Origin of the sequence: Parasphingorhabdus halotolerans, assembly GCF_012516475.1 — a bacterium.
Taxonomy (GTDB): Bacteria; Pseudomonadota; Alphaproteobacteria; order Sphingomonadales; family Sphingomonadaceae; genus Parasphingorhabdus; species Parasphingorhabdus halotolerans.
On the sequence record NZ_CP051217.1, the window covers coordinates 620,782 to 636,114 of the forward strand.

14 protein-coding genes are annotated in these 15,333 nt (G+C 53.5%); 9 read left to right on the forward strand and 5 right to left on the reverse strand.

Going from position 1 to position 15,333, the window contains the following annotated elements; all coding sequences use genetic code 11:
- Positions 1–44: 44 nt before the first annotated feature.
- From glyS to HF685_RS03005, 3 genes are all read right to left on the reverse strand, one after another.
- Complete coding sequence (gene glyS / locus HF685_RS02995; RefSeq protein ID WP_168818240.1) at positions 45–2,069, reverse strand: glycine--tRNA ligase subunit beta; 2,025 nt, start codon at positions 2,067–2,069, stop codon at positions 45–47.
- A 132-nt stretch (positions 2,070–2,201) separates the two neighbouring features.
- Positions 2,202–3,074, reverse strand: coding sequence for a glycine--tRNA ligase subunit alpha (locus HF685_RS03000; protein WP_246218717.1), 873 nt, complete (start codon positions 3,072–3,074; stop codon positions 2,202–2,204).
- 177 nt (positions 3,075–3,251) lie between these two features.
- Positions 3,252–5,351 (reverse strand): molybdopterin oxidoreductase family protein, encoded by a 2,100-nt coding sequence (locus HF685_RS03005; RefSeq protein WP_168818241.1) that lies wholly within the window; start codon positions 5,349–5,351, stop codon positions 3,252–3,254.
- Positions 5,352–5,528: 177 nt separating this feature from the next.
- Here HF685_RS03005 and HF685_RS03010 point away from each other — a divergent pair, with 177 nt between their 5' ends.
- The 9 genes from HF685_RS03010 to HF685_RS03050 all read left to right on the forward strand — a co-directional run bounded on the left by HF685_RS03010 (position 5,529) and on the right by HF685_RS03050 (position 12,856).
- Positions 5,529–6,509, forward strand: a complete 981-nt coding sequence (locus HF685_RS03010) for a TraB/GumN family protein (RefSeq protein WP_168818242.1) — start codon at positions 5,529–5,531, stop codon at positions 6,507–6,509.
- Between the two features lie 66 nt (positions 6,510–6,575).
- The gene (locus tag HF685_RS03015; RefSeq protein ID WP_168818243.1) at positions 6,576–7,490 is read left to right on the forward strand and encodes a TraB/GumN family protein; all 915 of its coding nucleotides are present in this window, start codon (positions 6,576–6,578) and stop codon (positions 7,488–7,490) included.
- Positions 7,491–7,517: 27 nt separating this feature from the next.
- Positions 7,518–7,952 (forward strand): acyl-CoA thioesterase, encoded by a 435-nt coding sequence (locus tag HF685_RS16530; protein ID WP_168818244.1) that lies wholly within the window; start codon positions 7,518–7,520, stop codon positions 7,950–7,952.
- A 26-nt stretch (positions 7,953–7,978) separates the two neighbouring features.
- Positions 7,979–8,314, forward strand: a complete 336-nt coding sequence (locus HF685_RS16535) for a thioesterase family protein (RefSeq protein ID WP_281352813.1) — start codon at positions 7,979–7,981, stop codon at positions 8,312–8,314.
- A gap of 138 nt (positions 8,315–8,452) precedes the next feature.
- Positions 8,453–9,133: a 50S ribosomal protein L25/general stress protein Ctc gene (locus tag HF685_RS03030; RefSeq protein WP_168818245.1), complete on the forward strand. Its 681-nt coding sequence runs from the start codon at positions 8,453–8,455 to the stop codon at positions 9,131–9,133.
- Positions 9,134–9,229: 96 nt separating this feature from the next.
- Entirely contained in the window at positions 9,230–9,799 is a 570-nt protein-coding gene (pth, locus tag HF685_RS03035; RefSeq protein WP_168818246.1) for an aminoacyl-tRNA hydrolase, read from the forward strand.
- A 102-nt stretch (positions 9,800–9,901) separates the two neighbouring features.
- Positions 9,902–11,002, forward strand: coding sequence for a redox-regulated ATPase YchF (ychF, locus tag HF685_RS03040; protein WP_168818247.1), 1,101 nt, complete (start codon positions 9,902–9,904; stop codon positions 11,000–11,002).
- Between the two features lie 60 nt (positions 11,003–11,062).
- On the forward strand, positions 11,063–12,310 hold the full coding sequence (locus HF685_RS03045) for an alkaline phosphatase family protein (protein ID WP_168818248.1): 1,248 nt from the start codon (positions 11,063–11,065) through the stop codon (positions 12,308–12,310).
- Positions 12,311–12,409: 99 nt separating this feature from the next.
- Positions 12,410–12,856 (forward strand): MaoC family dehydratase, encoded by a 447-nt coding sequence (locus tag HF685_RS03050; RefSeq protein ID WP_168818249.1) that lies wholly within the window; start codon positions 12,410–12,412, stop codon positions 12,854–12,856.
- On the opposite strand, the gene HF685_RS03055 is transcribed toward HF685_RS03050, so the two are convergent.
- On the reverse strand, positions 12,853–13,392 hold the full coding sequence (locus HF685_RS03055) for a hypothetical protein (RefSeq protein ID WP_168818250.1): 540 nt from the start codon (positions 13,390–13,392) through the stop codon (positions 12,853–12,855). The genes HF685_RS03050 and HF685_RS03055 overlap by 4 nt on opposite strands.
- On the reverse strand, positions 13,392–15,209 hold the full coding sequence (gene mutL, locus HF685_RS03060; RefSeq protein WP_168818251.1) for a DNA mismatch repair endonuclease MutL: 1,818 nt from the start codon (positions 15,207–15,209) through the stop codon (positions 13,392–13,394). The genes HF685_RS03055 and mutL overlap by 1 nt, the downstream gene beginning before the upstream one ends.
- Positions 15,210–15,333: the final 124 nt, after the last annotated feature.

The following is a 15,333-nucleotide window of genomic DNA, read 5'->3' on the forward strand; positions in this document are numbered from 1 at the left end:
CTCTATCAGGCGTGTAGGAAAGAGGCTCATTAAGCCCCTCCTCTTCAGGGAGGGGTTGGGGTGGGGACTATCCTCGGCAGAGCTCTGTTGGTCAGAATCCCCACCCCCGGCCCTCCCCTGAAGGGGAGGGGTGAGTTCTCCCCGCCCTCTTTCTTCAAAATATTCGAAGCCCGCTTGTAGCCGGCGAGCAAATTCTCTCCGTCCGGCGTCTCCACAAAAGCCTGCAAAGCCTTCACCCGGGCGAGCAAGCGGACCAGATCATCTTCACCGCCAAGAGCAAACACCGCGTCGATCAGGTCATGGCGAACACCCGCTTCGCGTTGCTGGACTTTGAGGCGGTCGGCCAGAAACTCCAATATTTCCGTCTTTATTGTCGGATGCCCTGCATCAGGATTTTCGGCCCGATTGTATCGATATCTACCCAGATCAGTGCCAATCAAACCTGCGTCGAGCGCATCGACTAATTTGAAACGAATAACATTTTCTTCGATTAAACGCAGTATTCCTAAAGCCGCCCTTCTTAGCGCAAAAGGATCTTTTGAACCTGTCGGTTTCTCATCGATGACGAAGAAGGCTAATAAAGTATCCAGCTTATCCGCCAGACTCACCGCAACCGTCACCGGATCGGTGGGCACTTCATCGCCCTGTCCGACCGGCTTGTAATGATCGCGGATCGCGTTTGCTACCGCCTGCGACTTGCCCTCTTTCTCTGCATAATAGCCGCCCATCAAGCCTTGTAGCTCAGGGAACTCGCCGACCATTTCGGTGACGAGATCGGCTTTGCAGAGACGTGCGGCCTCAGACACTTCACTATGAAATGTATCACCGGGGCTGGACTGGTAAAAACCATTCCCTTCTAAAGAAACCAACCACTCGGCCAACTTGGCCACACGCTCTACCTTGTCGGCAACCGTACCCAGTTTTTCATGGAACACAATGTTGCTCAATTTCTTTGCATGATCCTCCAGCGGCGTCTTCTGGTCAAGTTCCCAGAAGAATTTCGCATCGGATAATCGTGCTGTGAGGACCTTTTCATTGCCTGCAACAATGGCTTTTCCGCCATCGGAGGCGCCTATGTTTGCTGTGCAGACGAAATTCGAGGTTAAACCACCCTTGTGCTCCGCACTTGATGCGGAGCTCTCCTCGGCTAAGCGCGAAGACGACGGGCGCTCCGGATCGTTGTCCGGAGCACTGCTCGCTTCGCCTGCATATTGGCAAACAAAATATTTCTGATTTACGCGAGCTGTCAGCTGGATCACCTCTTCCGGCACATCCAGAAACGCTGGATCAAATGACCCCAGCAAGGGCACCGGCCATTCGGTCAAGCCAGCGTTCTCGATAACCAGTCCTTCATCTTCAACCAGTTCCAAACCAGCGTCGGACGCCGCTTTGGCAGCACCCTCGCGGATAATATCCTGCCGCTCTTCATGATCGACCAAAACATGGCAGGCTCGCAGTTTCTCTGCATAGTCGCCAGCATTGCCTATGGTAATCATGCCCTGATGATGGAACCGATGCCCGACCGTCTCAAACCCAGACGTCACAACGTCAATGCTGCATTCCACCAGATCATCGCCAAATATCGCGACAATCCCGCTAAGAGGTCGCACCCAGCGCAGGCTTTCAGTGGACAGGCTAGCCTCGCCCCAACGCATCGATTTGGGCCAGGGAAACGCCTTGATAATTGCGGGAATGGCGGCTGCGAGAACTTCTTTGGTGTCCTGACCCGGTTTGTTGATAACCGCAAAATACGTCGCGCGCCCTTTGACGTCACGGACTTCCAGCTGGTCGCGGGTGACGCCATTTTTGCGGCAGAAGCCGTCCACAGCCTGATCGGGAGCCGCTTCGGGCGGCCCCTTGGCTTCTTCATTCACGGCTTCGGTCTGCGCGGGCAGGTCTTTTGCAATCAGTGCAAGCCGTCTTGGTGTCGAATAGACCGATATGTCAGACGCCTTAAGACCCGCCTCATCCATTTGCGCGACAAACAGATTTTCCAGATCAATCCGCGCCTTCGCCTGCATCCGCGCGGGAATTTCTTCGGACAGGATTTCTAGCAGGAAGTCAGTCATTGCGACGCGCTCCCACAAACTCGTCATTGCGAGGAGCGGAGCGACGCGGCAATCCAGAGCGAGAGCGGCACGTGCAGACGCTCTGGATTGCTTCGCTGCGCTCGCAATGACGGATGGTGGCTGATGATGTCATCACGCCGCCCACCCGTTCTTCGCCATATAGACTTCACAGCTACCCTTGGCCAGATCACGCACCTGACCCATATAACTCGCGCGTTCCTGCACCGAAATTACCCCGCGTGCTTGCAACAGGTTAAACACGTGGCTTGCTTCAATGGCCTGCTCGTAGGCGGGAAGCGGCAGCTCTTTTTCCAGACACAGCTTGCATTCTTTCGTCGCCATTTTGAACAATTCAAACAGCGTGTCCGTATCGGCAACCTCGAAATTCCATTCCGACATCTGCTTCTCATTTTCCAGGAAGATATCGCCGTAAGTGACTCCGGCGCCGTTATAATCCAGATCATAAACGCTATCGACGCCCTGAATATACATCGCGAGGCGTTCGAGCCCGTAGGTCAGCTCACCGGCCACAGGTTTGCAATCAAATCCGCCCATCTGCTGGAAATAGGTGAACTGCGTCACCTCCATCCCGTCGCACCAGACTTCCCAGCCCAAACCCCATGCGCCCAGCGTCGGGCTTTCCCAGTCATCCTCTACAAACCGGATGTCATGCAACATCGGATCAATGCCAATCGCGACAAGGCTATCGAGATAAAGCTGTTGAATGTCTGGCGGCGATGGCTTCAACACCACCTGATACTGGTAATAATGCTGCAACCGGTTGGGGTTTTCGCCATAGCGACCATCGGTAGGACGGCGGCATGGCTGCGCAAAAGCGGCATTCCACGGATCAGGCCCCAGTGCCCGCAAAGTGGTGGCCGGGTGAAAAGTCCCTGCCCCCATCCGCATATCATAGGGCTGCAATATCGAACAGCCGCGTTCGCCCCAGTATTCGTGGAGTTTCAGGATAATCTGCTGGAAGCTGAGAGGCTTCTGATCGGTCAAAATGAAGGCTTTCTTCGCGGCTGCAATATTTATCGGCTGCTTTGGCGAATGGGCGGCATAGGGTCAAGGGTGTTGTGGCCCCAACATGTCATTGCGAAGAGCCGACGGCGACGCGGCAATCCAGAGCGACCGAACGACGCCCTGGATTGCTTCACTGCGTTCGCGATGACGGAGCAGTTACTCCGCTGCAACTAACTCTTCTGCCTTGGTCACTGCCACCGGAGTCGCGTTCAAAACCGCATTGCCCGACAAAGGATCAAAACCTTCCGGATCGGTCAGATCATTCAGCGAAACATTGGGGTTTTCTCGTGCTACGGACAGCTCAACACCGTCGCGCCGATGTCCAAAACCATGCGGGATAGACACGACGCCCGTCATGACGTCATCGGTAACTTCCACCACAATATCGACGCTATTCACCCTACTGGCGACGCTCGCCATATCGCCATCGGCGAGACCCCGTTCCGCAGCATCGGCGGGATTGATCATCAAGGTGCAGCGATTAGGGCCTTTTTGCAGCCGCTTTGAATTGTGCAACCAGCTATTATTCTGGCGCACATGGCGACGACCAATAAGCCGCAATGTTTCAGGCTGTTCGCTATCGAGAGAAGCAGAAAAACGCTGCAACTCTGCCAGAAAATCAGGGTGCGCCGCATTGATCTTCTTGTCGTCGGTTCGCAGACGCTCGGCCATGCATGGCCGCAGCGGCCCCAGATCGATACCATTGGGCGCCGCTTCAACCTCCGCCAGCGTCAGACCGGCCGGCGAGCTTCGCAGCATTTCATCCAGAACATCTCGAGGCTCGCGGATATTGGGAACATCCTGACCATCAGTGGCTAGAATCTCACGCGCCAGTTCTGCGATAATTTCCCAATCCGCCTTTTCGCCCTCAGGCATATCAAAAATTGCTGGCGAATAGCTCGCATAATTGCGGATCGCCAAAGGCCCGAAGAAAAACGGATAATGGTCTTTCTCCATCGGCCCGCATGGCGGCAAGATATAGTCGGCATGACGGCTCGTTGCCGTTACATACATATCGAATGACACCATCAGATCGAGATTTTCCAATGCACGATCCAGTTTCGCACCATCCGGTGCGGAAAGTACCGGATTTCCGGTAATCACAAACAAAGAACGTATCCGCTCTTCATCATCGCGCAGCAATTCATCCGCAAATGTTACCATCGGCAATTCGCTCATCACCGACGGCATTTCGCCGCGCACCGTATCGGCTTTGCGTACCGATCCTTGCCCCACGATATTGATCGTATCCAGTGCCGGTTCGGGAACCATGGTTCCGCCCTCGCGGTCAAGATTATCGGTGGCGATGTTTATGACCTGGATCAACCACTGGTTCAGCGTACCAAACTCGCAAACCGACACACCCATCCGGCCATAGATTGCTGCAGGTTGATCGGCAGCCAATTGCGCCGCTATGTCCTGCACAACTTCCACGGGAACGCCGCAATGGGCCGCCAAAGCGTCCATATCAAAACCAGCAATTGCCGGTTCAATTGCGCTCCAGCTATCGTCCAATATGGCATCTAGACGTGACGTATTTGCCAGCCCGCTATCAAAAACGCTTTTCAATATGCCGATAAGAAGAGCAGTATCGGTCCCCGGCTTTACAAAATGATGAGCGTCGGCAATCTTGGCGGTTTCGGTGCGTCGAGGATCGACGACAACCAGTTGGCCATCGCGCCCCTGCATTTCTTTTACGCGTTTCTTGAAATCCGGGACCGTCCAGATACTACCATTGGAAGCGACTGGATTTCCGCCGATAATTACCAAATACTGGCAACGATCAATATCAGGCACCGCCGCGAGACTGACATGGCCGTACATATGATATTGCACGACATGATGCGGAATCTGATCGAGCGTGGATGCGGAGTAGATGTTTTTGAGGCCAATGGCTCGACGCAGCTGGCTTATCTGGGTGGATATCCCGTAATCATGGGCACTGGGATTACCCATATACATGGCGGGCTTTGCGCCCTGACCCTTCAGGTCTGTGAGCTTCGCCGCGATCTCGGCAAACGCAACTTCCCAGCTGATTTCCTGCCACTTGCCATCGACTTTCTTGACCGGTTTGTGCAACCGGTCCGGGTCATCCTGCAAATCCGCAATCGCGGTTGCTTTCGGGCAAATATGGCCGCGGCTGAGCACATGATCCGGATTGCCCTTAATTGAGAGAATCTCGCGGCCCTCCACTTCCACCAATACGCCGCAATTGGCTTCGCAAATATGGCAGGTACGGGCGTGGACTTGGCTCATTTCAATCTCTCCTGATTTAATCATGCAATTAACAGAAATATTTGAGAGTCGCCAGCGCGCTCAACCGATTTAGATATCTTACGGATATATTTTTCTGGGAATCCGTTCATAAATGCTGAATTAGGACACGGTTCACCAATCGGCTCGACTTTCGGGCCGATCATCAGGAGTAGTTTAATGAACAGATTTTTGCCGTCAAAACCTTGGCTGCCAAATGCATTGCTGCTCCCGATTTCCCTCGCGCTGTCTTTGATCGTCGCCGCATGTTCGCCGTCAAAAATCAGCGTCGCATCGGCTGGTGACAATGCCGTCGCAACGCAAGAAGCCACAATTACCATCGCAACCATGCCGGCAGATCCTGATCCCGCCCTGTGGGTACTCAAAGACGATGACACCACCATATATTTGTTTGGCACAGTGCATATATTGAAGCCGGGTTTAAGCTGGTTTGACGAGGCGGTGAAAGACGCATTTGACGAATCGGAGGAACTGGTTACCGAAATGCTCGATCCAGACCCCGCCGAGATGGTAAAAGTTGTCAACGATCTTGCCATTGATAAAACCGGCATTTCCTTGCGCGACAAGCTCACTCCAGAGGATCGCGCGGATTATGAAGCCGCTATGGCCGAATTGAAAGTGCCGGTTGCTTCGTTTGACCCGATGGATCCCTGGTTTGCCAGCGTGACCATGTCGCTGATCCCGCTCGTGCAAGCTGGCTATGATGCCAATAAAGGTGTGGAAGATGATCTTACCGCATCGGCTAAAGTCAAAGGTATGAAACTTGTTGGGCTCGAAACACCGCGAGAGCAATTGGGCTTTTTTGATAATTTGCCGGAGGATGTGCAAATCCGCTTCCTCAATTTCACCGTCGATTCATTGGGCGAAGTGGCCGACGGCATGGAAAATATGGTCGCGCAATGGGCCTTGGGAAACACCGATGCTCTGGCGGAACTGATGAACGCGGGCCTCGATGAAAAAATACTATATGAAACTTTGCTGGTCCGGCGAAATGCCAATTGGGCCAAATGGGTGGAGAAACGAATGGAGCAGCCGGGCACAGTCTTTCTCGCCGTGGGAGCGGGGCATTTGGCGGGCGAAGGCAGTTTGCAGGCGCAGCTTGAGAAAAAGGGATTTGTCATCAATCGGATTGAATATTAGATCGAAATATCGCAAGTTTTTGCGTGGCCATCTTATTTTTTCCCATCCAGACACCAGATTAGCATCATGCATCATCTAAGAGCATTTCTCAGTATCATTCTCGCAGCGTGTCTTGCAGCCTGCAGCAACACGCCCGGTCCACCAGCGCTGGACACCGTCAAGCAGGGGCACCCTGGTCTTTGGAAAGTCACTGGAACCAAGCCCGAGCAGCAGGGAACAGCCTATATGTTCGGGACCATCCATTTGCTCCCCAAGGATGTGCAATGGCATTCTCCCGCGCTTGAGGCCGCCATAACGGAATCCGACCGACTTATAATTGAAGTACTCGGTCTTGAAGACACGAAAGCCGCAGCAAAAATATTTTCCAAACTTGCGATTTCAACCGATCAACCAAGCGTTGACACTCGCATTGCACCCTCGTTGCGCGATGAGCTTGATGGTTTGATGCGTAAAATTGCCATACCGGCTATGGCGCTCAACCGTATGGAAACATGGGCGGTCGCACTGTCTCTGGCTTCCGCGCAAACCAATAATCTTGGTTTGAGTTCGGGTGAAGGGGTCGAAAAAAAGCTGTCGGCACAATTCCGGCAGTCCAAAAAGCCTATTCAGGGACTGGAAACAATAGCCCAGCAACTCGGTTATTTTGACCAGTTACCCGAAGCACAACAGCGACAGATGCTAGCCAGCGTGGTGAAAGAATCAGGCGAGACCAAAGAATCGTTCGAAGAATTATTCAACGCGTGGATTAGCGGCGACACCGACAAGATCGTTGAGCTTTCCGATGGCGGCATATTGGATGATCCACAACTACGCGAAACCTTGCTGACTGCAAGGAACAGGGACTGGGCCAACCAGCTGGAGAAACAACTGCAAGGTGCCGGAACCTCGTTTGTGGCTGTTGGCGCGGCCCATCTGGCGGGTTCCGATGCGGTACAGACGATGCTGGAGAAGCGCGGCTTCAAGGTTGAAAAAATTCAATAATATTCCAACAGATTTCAGGGCAAATTCATGACATTCACATTCGACCGCGAAACAGCGCTCATTCCGCTGGGCGATGGCCAATACATAATTGAGGCCAGCGCGGTATATCGCAACCCCACCGGCATGATGTTTGGCGGCTGGGTGGCTGCGATTGCTGCCAAAGCGATTGAGATGCATGAAGAGTGCCGCAGCCCGTTGGTTTCCCAAACGACGACCTATCTGTCCGGTGTTGGTCCGGGCGAGGTTGAGGTTTCCGCGAAGCTTTTGCGCTCTGGCGCTTCGACACAATTCTGGCGGGTAGAGCTATCGCAAAACGGTTCGCTGATAATCGCTGCCGATCTTGTTTCCAGCAATCGCCGCAAGGCAGACCTCGAATATCAAACAGCAATGCCTGATGCGCTATCGCCAGAGAATTCGATAGATATGCACGGCAAAAATCCCATGGCCCCGGCTGGGTCGTAACCTATGACCAAAAGCTGGTTAAAGGCGTGCCGTTTACCGTCAATGAAAGACCCGAGGCATTAGTCTGGATAAAAGAATCAGACGGGCGACCAATCGATCGCGCAAGTCTCTTCTCGATCTGCGACACGCCAATGCCGCGCACCTTCTTTCTGAGTGAAGATCTGCGGATGGGCTCCACCGTATCCATGTCGACTTATATCTATGCCAGCGAACAGGATATTGCCGAAGCGGGATCCGATTATCTGCTGCTCCGGGTCGATGGCGCCGCCTGCCGGAACCATAAAACCGATTCCCGCGTCGAGCTCTGGTCAAAAAACGGTGCTTTGCTGGCCACCAGCAATCAAATTGGCTTTTTCCGCTAAACCGCTGGCGGCAGGGAAACGCGCTACATAAACCCTTGCGTTTCGGCGCGCTGCTACTTATAGCGCCCTCTTTCCGGCCATGTGCACCCTGGAGGCGTGGCGGAATTTTTGAAATAATCTAACTTTTGGAGCAACATTATGAGTGATCAGCTGACACTGGCAGCCGAGCCTCGCGAACGGGCTGGCAAGGGAGCCTCCCGTGCATTACGTCGCGAAGGCCGCATCCCCGCCGTTATCTATGGCGATAAAAAAGACGCAGAACCAATTCATGTCGAAGAAAAAGCGCTGAGAAAGCTGCTTGGCACCGGCCACTTCATGAACTCGCTGATCATGGTTGAAGTGGGCGGCAAAGCCACCCGCACTCTGCCAAAAGATGTTGCTTTTGATCCGGTTTCGGATCGCCCTCTCCATGTGGACTTTTTCCGGCTCGCCAAAGGCGCGAAGGTCGAGGTCAACATTCCTGTGGTATTTGTGAACGAAGAGGAGTCACCTGGCCTCAAACGTGGCGGCGTTCTGAACGTGGTTCGTCACGAGCTTGAACTCATGTGTGATGCAGATAAAATTCCTGATCAGATCGAGATCGACGTTACCGGAATGGAAATCGGAGATTCTATCCATATTTCCGAAATCACACTGCCTGACGGCGCGGAAGTGGTCATTGAACGTGACTTTACTATTGCCGGCGTTGTCGCTCCATCTGCTCTCAAATCTTCCGATGATGAAGACGAAGAAGCAGCCGAGGACGAAGAAGGCGCAGAGGGTGCTGACGGCGAAGACGCTGAAGGCGAAGGCGACGAAGAAGGCAAGTCGGAAGACTAGACCTCGCCCCACCAAACGATGTAACGAAAAACCGTTCATGCCGATCAATCGAAGCATGGACGGTTTTTTGTATCTGCACTTTAAGGAAAACGGAAAATGCAACTATGGGTCGGCCTTGGCAATCCGGGTGCGCAATATGCGCTCCACCGCCATAATGTCGGCTTCATGGTGATCGATGCGCTGGAAGAGGTGCACGGATTCCCAGCGCCCAAGCAGAAATTCCAGGGTTGGGCGATTGATGGTCAACTGGCTGATGAGAAACTTTTACTCCTCAAGCCTGCGACTTTCATGAACGAAAGCGGTCGCGCGGTGGGCGAAGCGATGCGGTTCTTCAAACTGAAACCTTCGGATGTAACCGTTTTCCATGACGAGCTTGATCTGGAAGCTTTTAAAGTGAAAGTGAAAGTCGGCGGCGGAACAGCCGGCCATAACGGGTTACGCTCTATCGATGCGCATATTGGCCCGGACTTCCGGCGTGTGCGTATTGGCATCGGCCATCCCGGGCATAAGTCCCGCGTTTATGGCCATGTGCTGGGCAATTATGCCAAGGCAGAGATTGATGATCTGGCGGGCATGCTGGGCGCGATTGCAGCGGAGGCTGATTGGTTGGCAAAAGGTGATAATGCGCGATTTATGAGTGAGTTGGCGTTGAGGATGCAGGATTAGATTTTCGTCATCCTGAACTTGTTTCAGGATATCAAGCGACTAAACGCTGTTTTGGATTCGGCAGGAGATGCTGAAACAAGTTCAGCAGGGCGGAGTGATTAAATGGGTTTTAAATGCGGTATCGTTGGACTTCCCAACGTCGGAAAATCAACGCTTTTCAATGCGCTGACGGAAACACAGGCGGCGCAGGCGGCTAACTATCCGTTTTGCACGATTGAACCCAATGTCGGTCAGGTCGCCGTGCCTGATCCGCGCCTTCAACAGATCGCCAAAATTGCGGGCAGCGCGAAGATTATCGAAACGCAGTTGGCGTTTGTGGATATCGCGGGTCTTGTTAAAGGCGCATCGCAGGGTGAAGGTCTGGGTAATCAGTTCCTTGGCAATATCCGCGAAGTGGACGCCATCGTCCATGTGCTGCGTTGCTTTGAAGATGATGACATCCAGCATGTTTCCAACAAGATCGATCCCATTTCCGATGCCGAAGTTGTCGAAACAGAACTGCTGCTCTCCGATCTGGAAAGCCTGGAAAAGCGCGTTCCCGGATTTGAAAAGAAAGCCCGGGGCGGCGACAAGGAAGCCAAGGTTGCTTTAAGTGTGTTGGGGCAATCACTTGAATTGCTCCGCGAAGGCAAACCGGCGCGTTTGACCGAGCCCAAGGATGAAGAAGAACAGCGCGTGTTTGATCAATCCCAACTAATTACGGCAAAACCGGTTCTTTATGTCTGCAATGTCGACGAAGGCGATGCGGCAAACGGTAATGCCATGAGTGCGGCGGTTTTTGAGAAAGCCAAGGCCGAAGGCGCGGAAGCAGTTATTGTATCCGCCGCGATTGAATCAGAACTTGTGGGTATGGCAGCCGATGAGCGTGCTGAGTATCTTGCGGAGTTGGGCCTCGAAGAATCCGGCCTCGCCCGGGTTATTCGGGCTGGTTATTCCTTGCTCAATCTGCAAACATTCTTCACCTGTGGACCCAAGGAAGCACGCGCGTGGACCGTGCACAAAGGCGCAAAGGCCCCCGAAGCAGCTGGTGAAATTCACACCGATTTCCAGCGTGGTTTCATCAAGGCTGAAACCATTGCATTTGACGACTATGTGACGCTGGGCGGCGAAAGCGCAGCGCGCGAGGCCGGAAAATTGCGGCAAGAGGGCAAGGAATATGTCGCGCAAGATGGCGACATCATGAACTTCAAGTTTAACGTCTGATCTTTGGTAGGATAAGGCTAGAACAATACATCGGTGGAGACAGAGTGGAGACAGAGCGGCATGATTCGTAGCATTTTAACGACCCTTTTTGGCTCCATTCTTCTAGCGCTTTCTCCGGCCTTGGCTGCCACAAACACACCAGATCAAGATGATGCAACTTCAGAATCTGCAGAAATCCGTGGACCCGTAACAATTCTGATTTCCATCGATGGCTTCCGTCCCGATTATATGGATCGTGGTATCACCCCCAATCTCGCCGCCTTAGCCACTGCCGGCGTTCACGCGCCGATGCGCCCGAGCTTCCCTACGAAAACATTTCCCAATCACTGGACTCTGGTTACCGGAAAGACGCCAGACAACCACGGGATTGTGGGTAACACCATGGAAGATACCGCTCGTCCCGGTGAAGTTTTCAAAATGGCTACGAAAGACCCGTTTTGGTGGGATCAGGCTGAACCAATCTGGATTACCGCAGAAAAACAGGGTGTGAGAAGCGCCACCATGTTCTGGCCCGGCTCCGAAGTGGAACTGGACGGAAAACGCCCCGGTGACTGGTGGCCGTTCAACGAAAAGCTTTCCAATGACCGTCGCGTCAACGCCATAATCGACTGGATGCGTCGTCCGGCGCAAATCCGTCCCAAACTGATCACATTATATTTTGATACGGTCGATTCAGCCGGCCATTATTTCGGCCCTGCACCCAGTGACCGGCTGGATGCCGCCATAAAAGCTGTCGATCAGAACATCGGCGATTTAAAAGCGCAGCTGGATGTACTGGGCCAGCCAGTCAATTTTGTTATCGTCTCGGATCACGGAATGGCGGAGACAGCGCCGGAACGGATCATCTATCTGGACACGATCATGCCCCGCGATCAATATCGCTTGGTCGAGGATGGCAACTATGCCGGAATAGAATCGCTAACAGGGGACATGGATGCGATAAGAGCCGCATTCCTGAAAACCCATGATAACATGCAATGTTGGGAGCGTTCGCAAATCCCCGAGCATTTTCGATATGGCCAAAACGCTCGGGTACCGTCAATCATATGCCTGCCGGAAACTGGCTGGGTCGTTTATCAGGATGTCCCGGAATGGATGACGGGCATTGGCGGCGGTCATGGATACGATAATCGCCATCCCGATATGACGGCGTTTTTTTTGGCGAGTGGGCCAGCCATTGCTGCCAAGGGAAAAATGCCAATATTCGACAATGTCGATGTTTATTCGCTGGTAGCGCGCCTGGCAAATATCGAGCCCAATGCCAGCGACGGTAATCTGCACCCATTTGAAGACGCGCTGGCGAAATAATCCCCATCGCAAACTTGTTTCTTGCGATAATCAGGCGTAGCTAACCCGATTGGAGAGGCGCGGGAGTGTCTAGGGGATAATCAGAGAAATCAGTATAAAATGCTCTATTACGAAGATATCGAAGTCGGCAAGGTAACCAGTTTCGGCGAATATAAAGTGACCCGCGAAGAGGCGCTGGATTTCGCTCATAAATATGATCCGCAATCTTTTCACATTGACGACGAAGCCGCAGCAAAAACCCATTTCGGACGGATATCATGCAGCGGATGGCTCAGTGCGGCAATGATGATGCGGATGGTTGTGGATAATATGAATGCCAACAAGCAAGCGGGCCTTGGCTCGCCAGGCGTCGATAATCTGCGCTGGCTGAAACCGGTTTACCCGTGCGACACGCTGCACTGCGAAAGCGAAACATTGTCCAAACGAATATCTCGGAAAAGGCCCTATATGGGAATATTAAAGGGCCGGATTACGGTGCTCAATCAAAATGGCGATCGGGTTATGACGATGGAAAGCACTGGTCTGATTGAAGTGCGCGGCGATTAAGCCCCACACTCATATTTGCCCTCGTACATATTAGTTCCACCTTCATCTTGCAGAATTTTGAGAGTCGCGGGCCAGAAATAGGTCTCTTCGCCTTCGCTGGTCGGTTCGCCGCCGGGATGTTCAATAGTGATTTCTAGCGCGTCAGTTGTAAAAACGCCACCTTGCTCCAGTTGCGTAAGCCCCATTCCGGAATGCGCCAAGACAACGATTGTGTCGTTTAACTTGATCGCCGCTCTGCCATGTTTGTCCGCAACGTCTTCTGACGTTGCAACAAATAGTGGTGATCTATCAAATTCGGTTTTGAAACTGCAACCGGCCCCGGCTTCAATCGGGCCACTAAATTCCTGATAGCTCATAGGTTGCAGCATCGGGCGCTCAATACCGTCGCCGATATCGCCTATCGGTTCGACCGGCATCGCATTTTCGGTTTCTGCCGCTTGCTCGGTTGTTCCCTTGTCACCCGAAGCGTCGCTGCCATTGATTGGCGTACAGGCTGCCAAAGCCAACCCAACCATGCCAGTACCAATAGACTTCATTACTTTCTCCCGAATAATTTCTCAATATCGCTGTGCGCCAGCTTTACCCATGTGGGGCGGCCGTGATTGCACTGGCCTGAATGGGGTGTCACTTCCATCTCGCGCAAAAGAGCATTCATTTCGGCAACATTGAGCACCCGCCCTGCCCGCACCGATCCGTGGCAAGCCATTGTCGAGGCAACATGGTCGATGCGCTCCTTCAAAGACAAAGCTTCATCATAAGCGCCAAGTTCATCGGCCAAGTCGGTGACCAGCCCTTTGACATCGCCGGAACCGAGCATAGCAGGCGTTGCCCGCACCAGCATCGCAGATGGACCAAAACGTTCAAGTTCCAGCCCAAGTTCGGAAAGCTCCTCGGCGCGCGCCTCAAGCCGGTCACACGCGTTTTCATCCAGATCGACCACTTCTGCCATGAGCAATGCCTGCGAAGCAACTTTGCCGCCCTCAACCGCCTTGCGCATCCGCTCCAGCACGAGCCGCTCGTGGGCCGCATGTTGATCGACGATGACGAGTCCGTCTTCTGCTTCGGCTACTATATAGGTTTTCGATACCTGACCCCGGGCAATGCCCAACGGGTAGCGGTTCGCATCGGGAACCGGTTCTGCCGCCGCTTCCGCCTGCCCCATCAGTGGCGCGAGTTCATCACCATTCTGAAAATTTGCGAAAGCACTGGCATTATCTGCGACGGATGCTGATGGGTAAGGTTGTGACTGGATGGTTGCCCTGCCTCCAATCACCCCTTGCGATGTAAAAATATTTACCTGCGGATCGGGAGACTGCGGCTCTGTTTGCCAGTTGGCCAAGGCCGATTCTGCCGGGCGCTGTACTGCGCGAAAGCCGCCTTCATCCAGCGCTCGGCGCAATCCACTTACAATCATTCCGCGGATCATTGCAGGTTCGCGGAAACGCACCTCGGTTTTTGCCGGATGAACATTCACGTCCACTAACTCCGGCGGCATATCTATAAACAGTGCAACCACCGGATGCCGGTCCCGCGCCAGCATCTCTGCATAAGCGCCACGCACAGCGCCGACGAGCAACCTGTCTCTCACCGGACGACCATTGACGAACAGAAACTGGTGATCCGCCACACCGCGATTATAGGTCGGCAATCCCGCCACGCCGGTCAATCTTACATCTTCCCGTTCGAGATCGACACCCACACTATTGGCCCGCAATTCGCGATTAGTGAGCGCCGCCACCCGGTCCGGGCCTGTTTCACCCGCTTGTACCGCGATAGCGTTTCGTCCTTCGTGGTTCAGCGTAAATCCGATATCTGGCCGCGCCATTGCAAGACGGCGAACGATATCAACACAGGCTGCATATTCACTGCGCGCCGTTCGCAAGAATTTACGTCTCGCGGGCACCTTTGCAAAAAGCCCTTCAACCCGCACTTTCGTTCCCGGTGGAATCGCTGCCGGTCGATCATCCACTACATCTCCATGATCGACAACCCGCCGCCAACCATCAGCACCCGAAGTGCGGCTCTCGATGGTGAGTTTTGAGACGCTGGCGATTGATGGCAGCGCTTCGCCGCGAAAGCCCATGGTCGTAACCAGTTCAATAGCATCGTCCGGCAGTTTCGATGTCGCGTGCCGTTCCAGCGCGAGCGCAATATCTTGCCGTGTCATACCCGAGCCATTGTCAGCAACTTCCACGAGATTGAGGCCACCCTGCTCCAGGCGGATATTGATCTGGTCTGCTCCAGCATCGATAGCGTTTTCAACCAGCTCTTTTAACGCGCTGGCGGGTCGCTCGACCACTTCACCGGCAGCAATACGATTGATCAGGCTATTAGGGAGTCTTCTTATTGACATATTGGCCTTCCTAGCCCAAGCGATCTTGCCAAGCGACCCCTGATTTACTGACCGATTCTCATGGTTAACCTCGCCGTTAATTTCATGCCCCGTTCAGTTTAAACATCGCTATGGTGAACCGTTG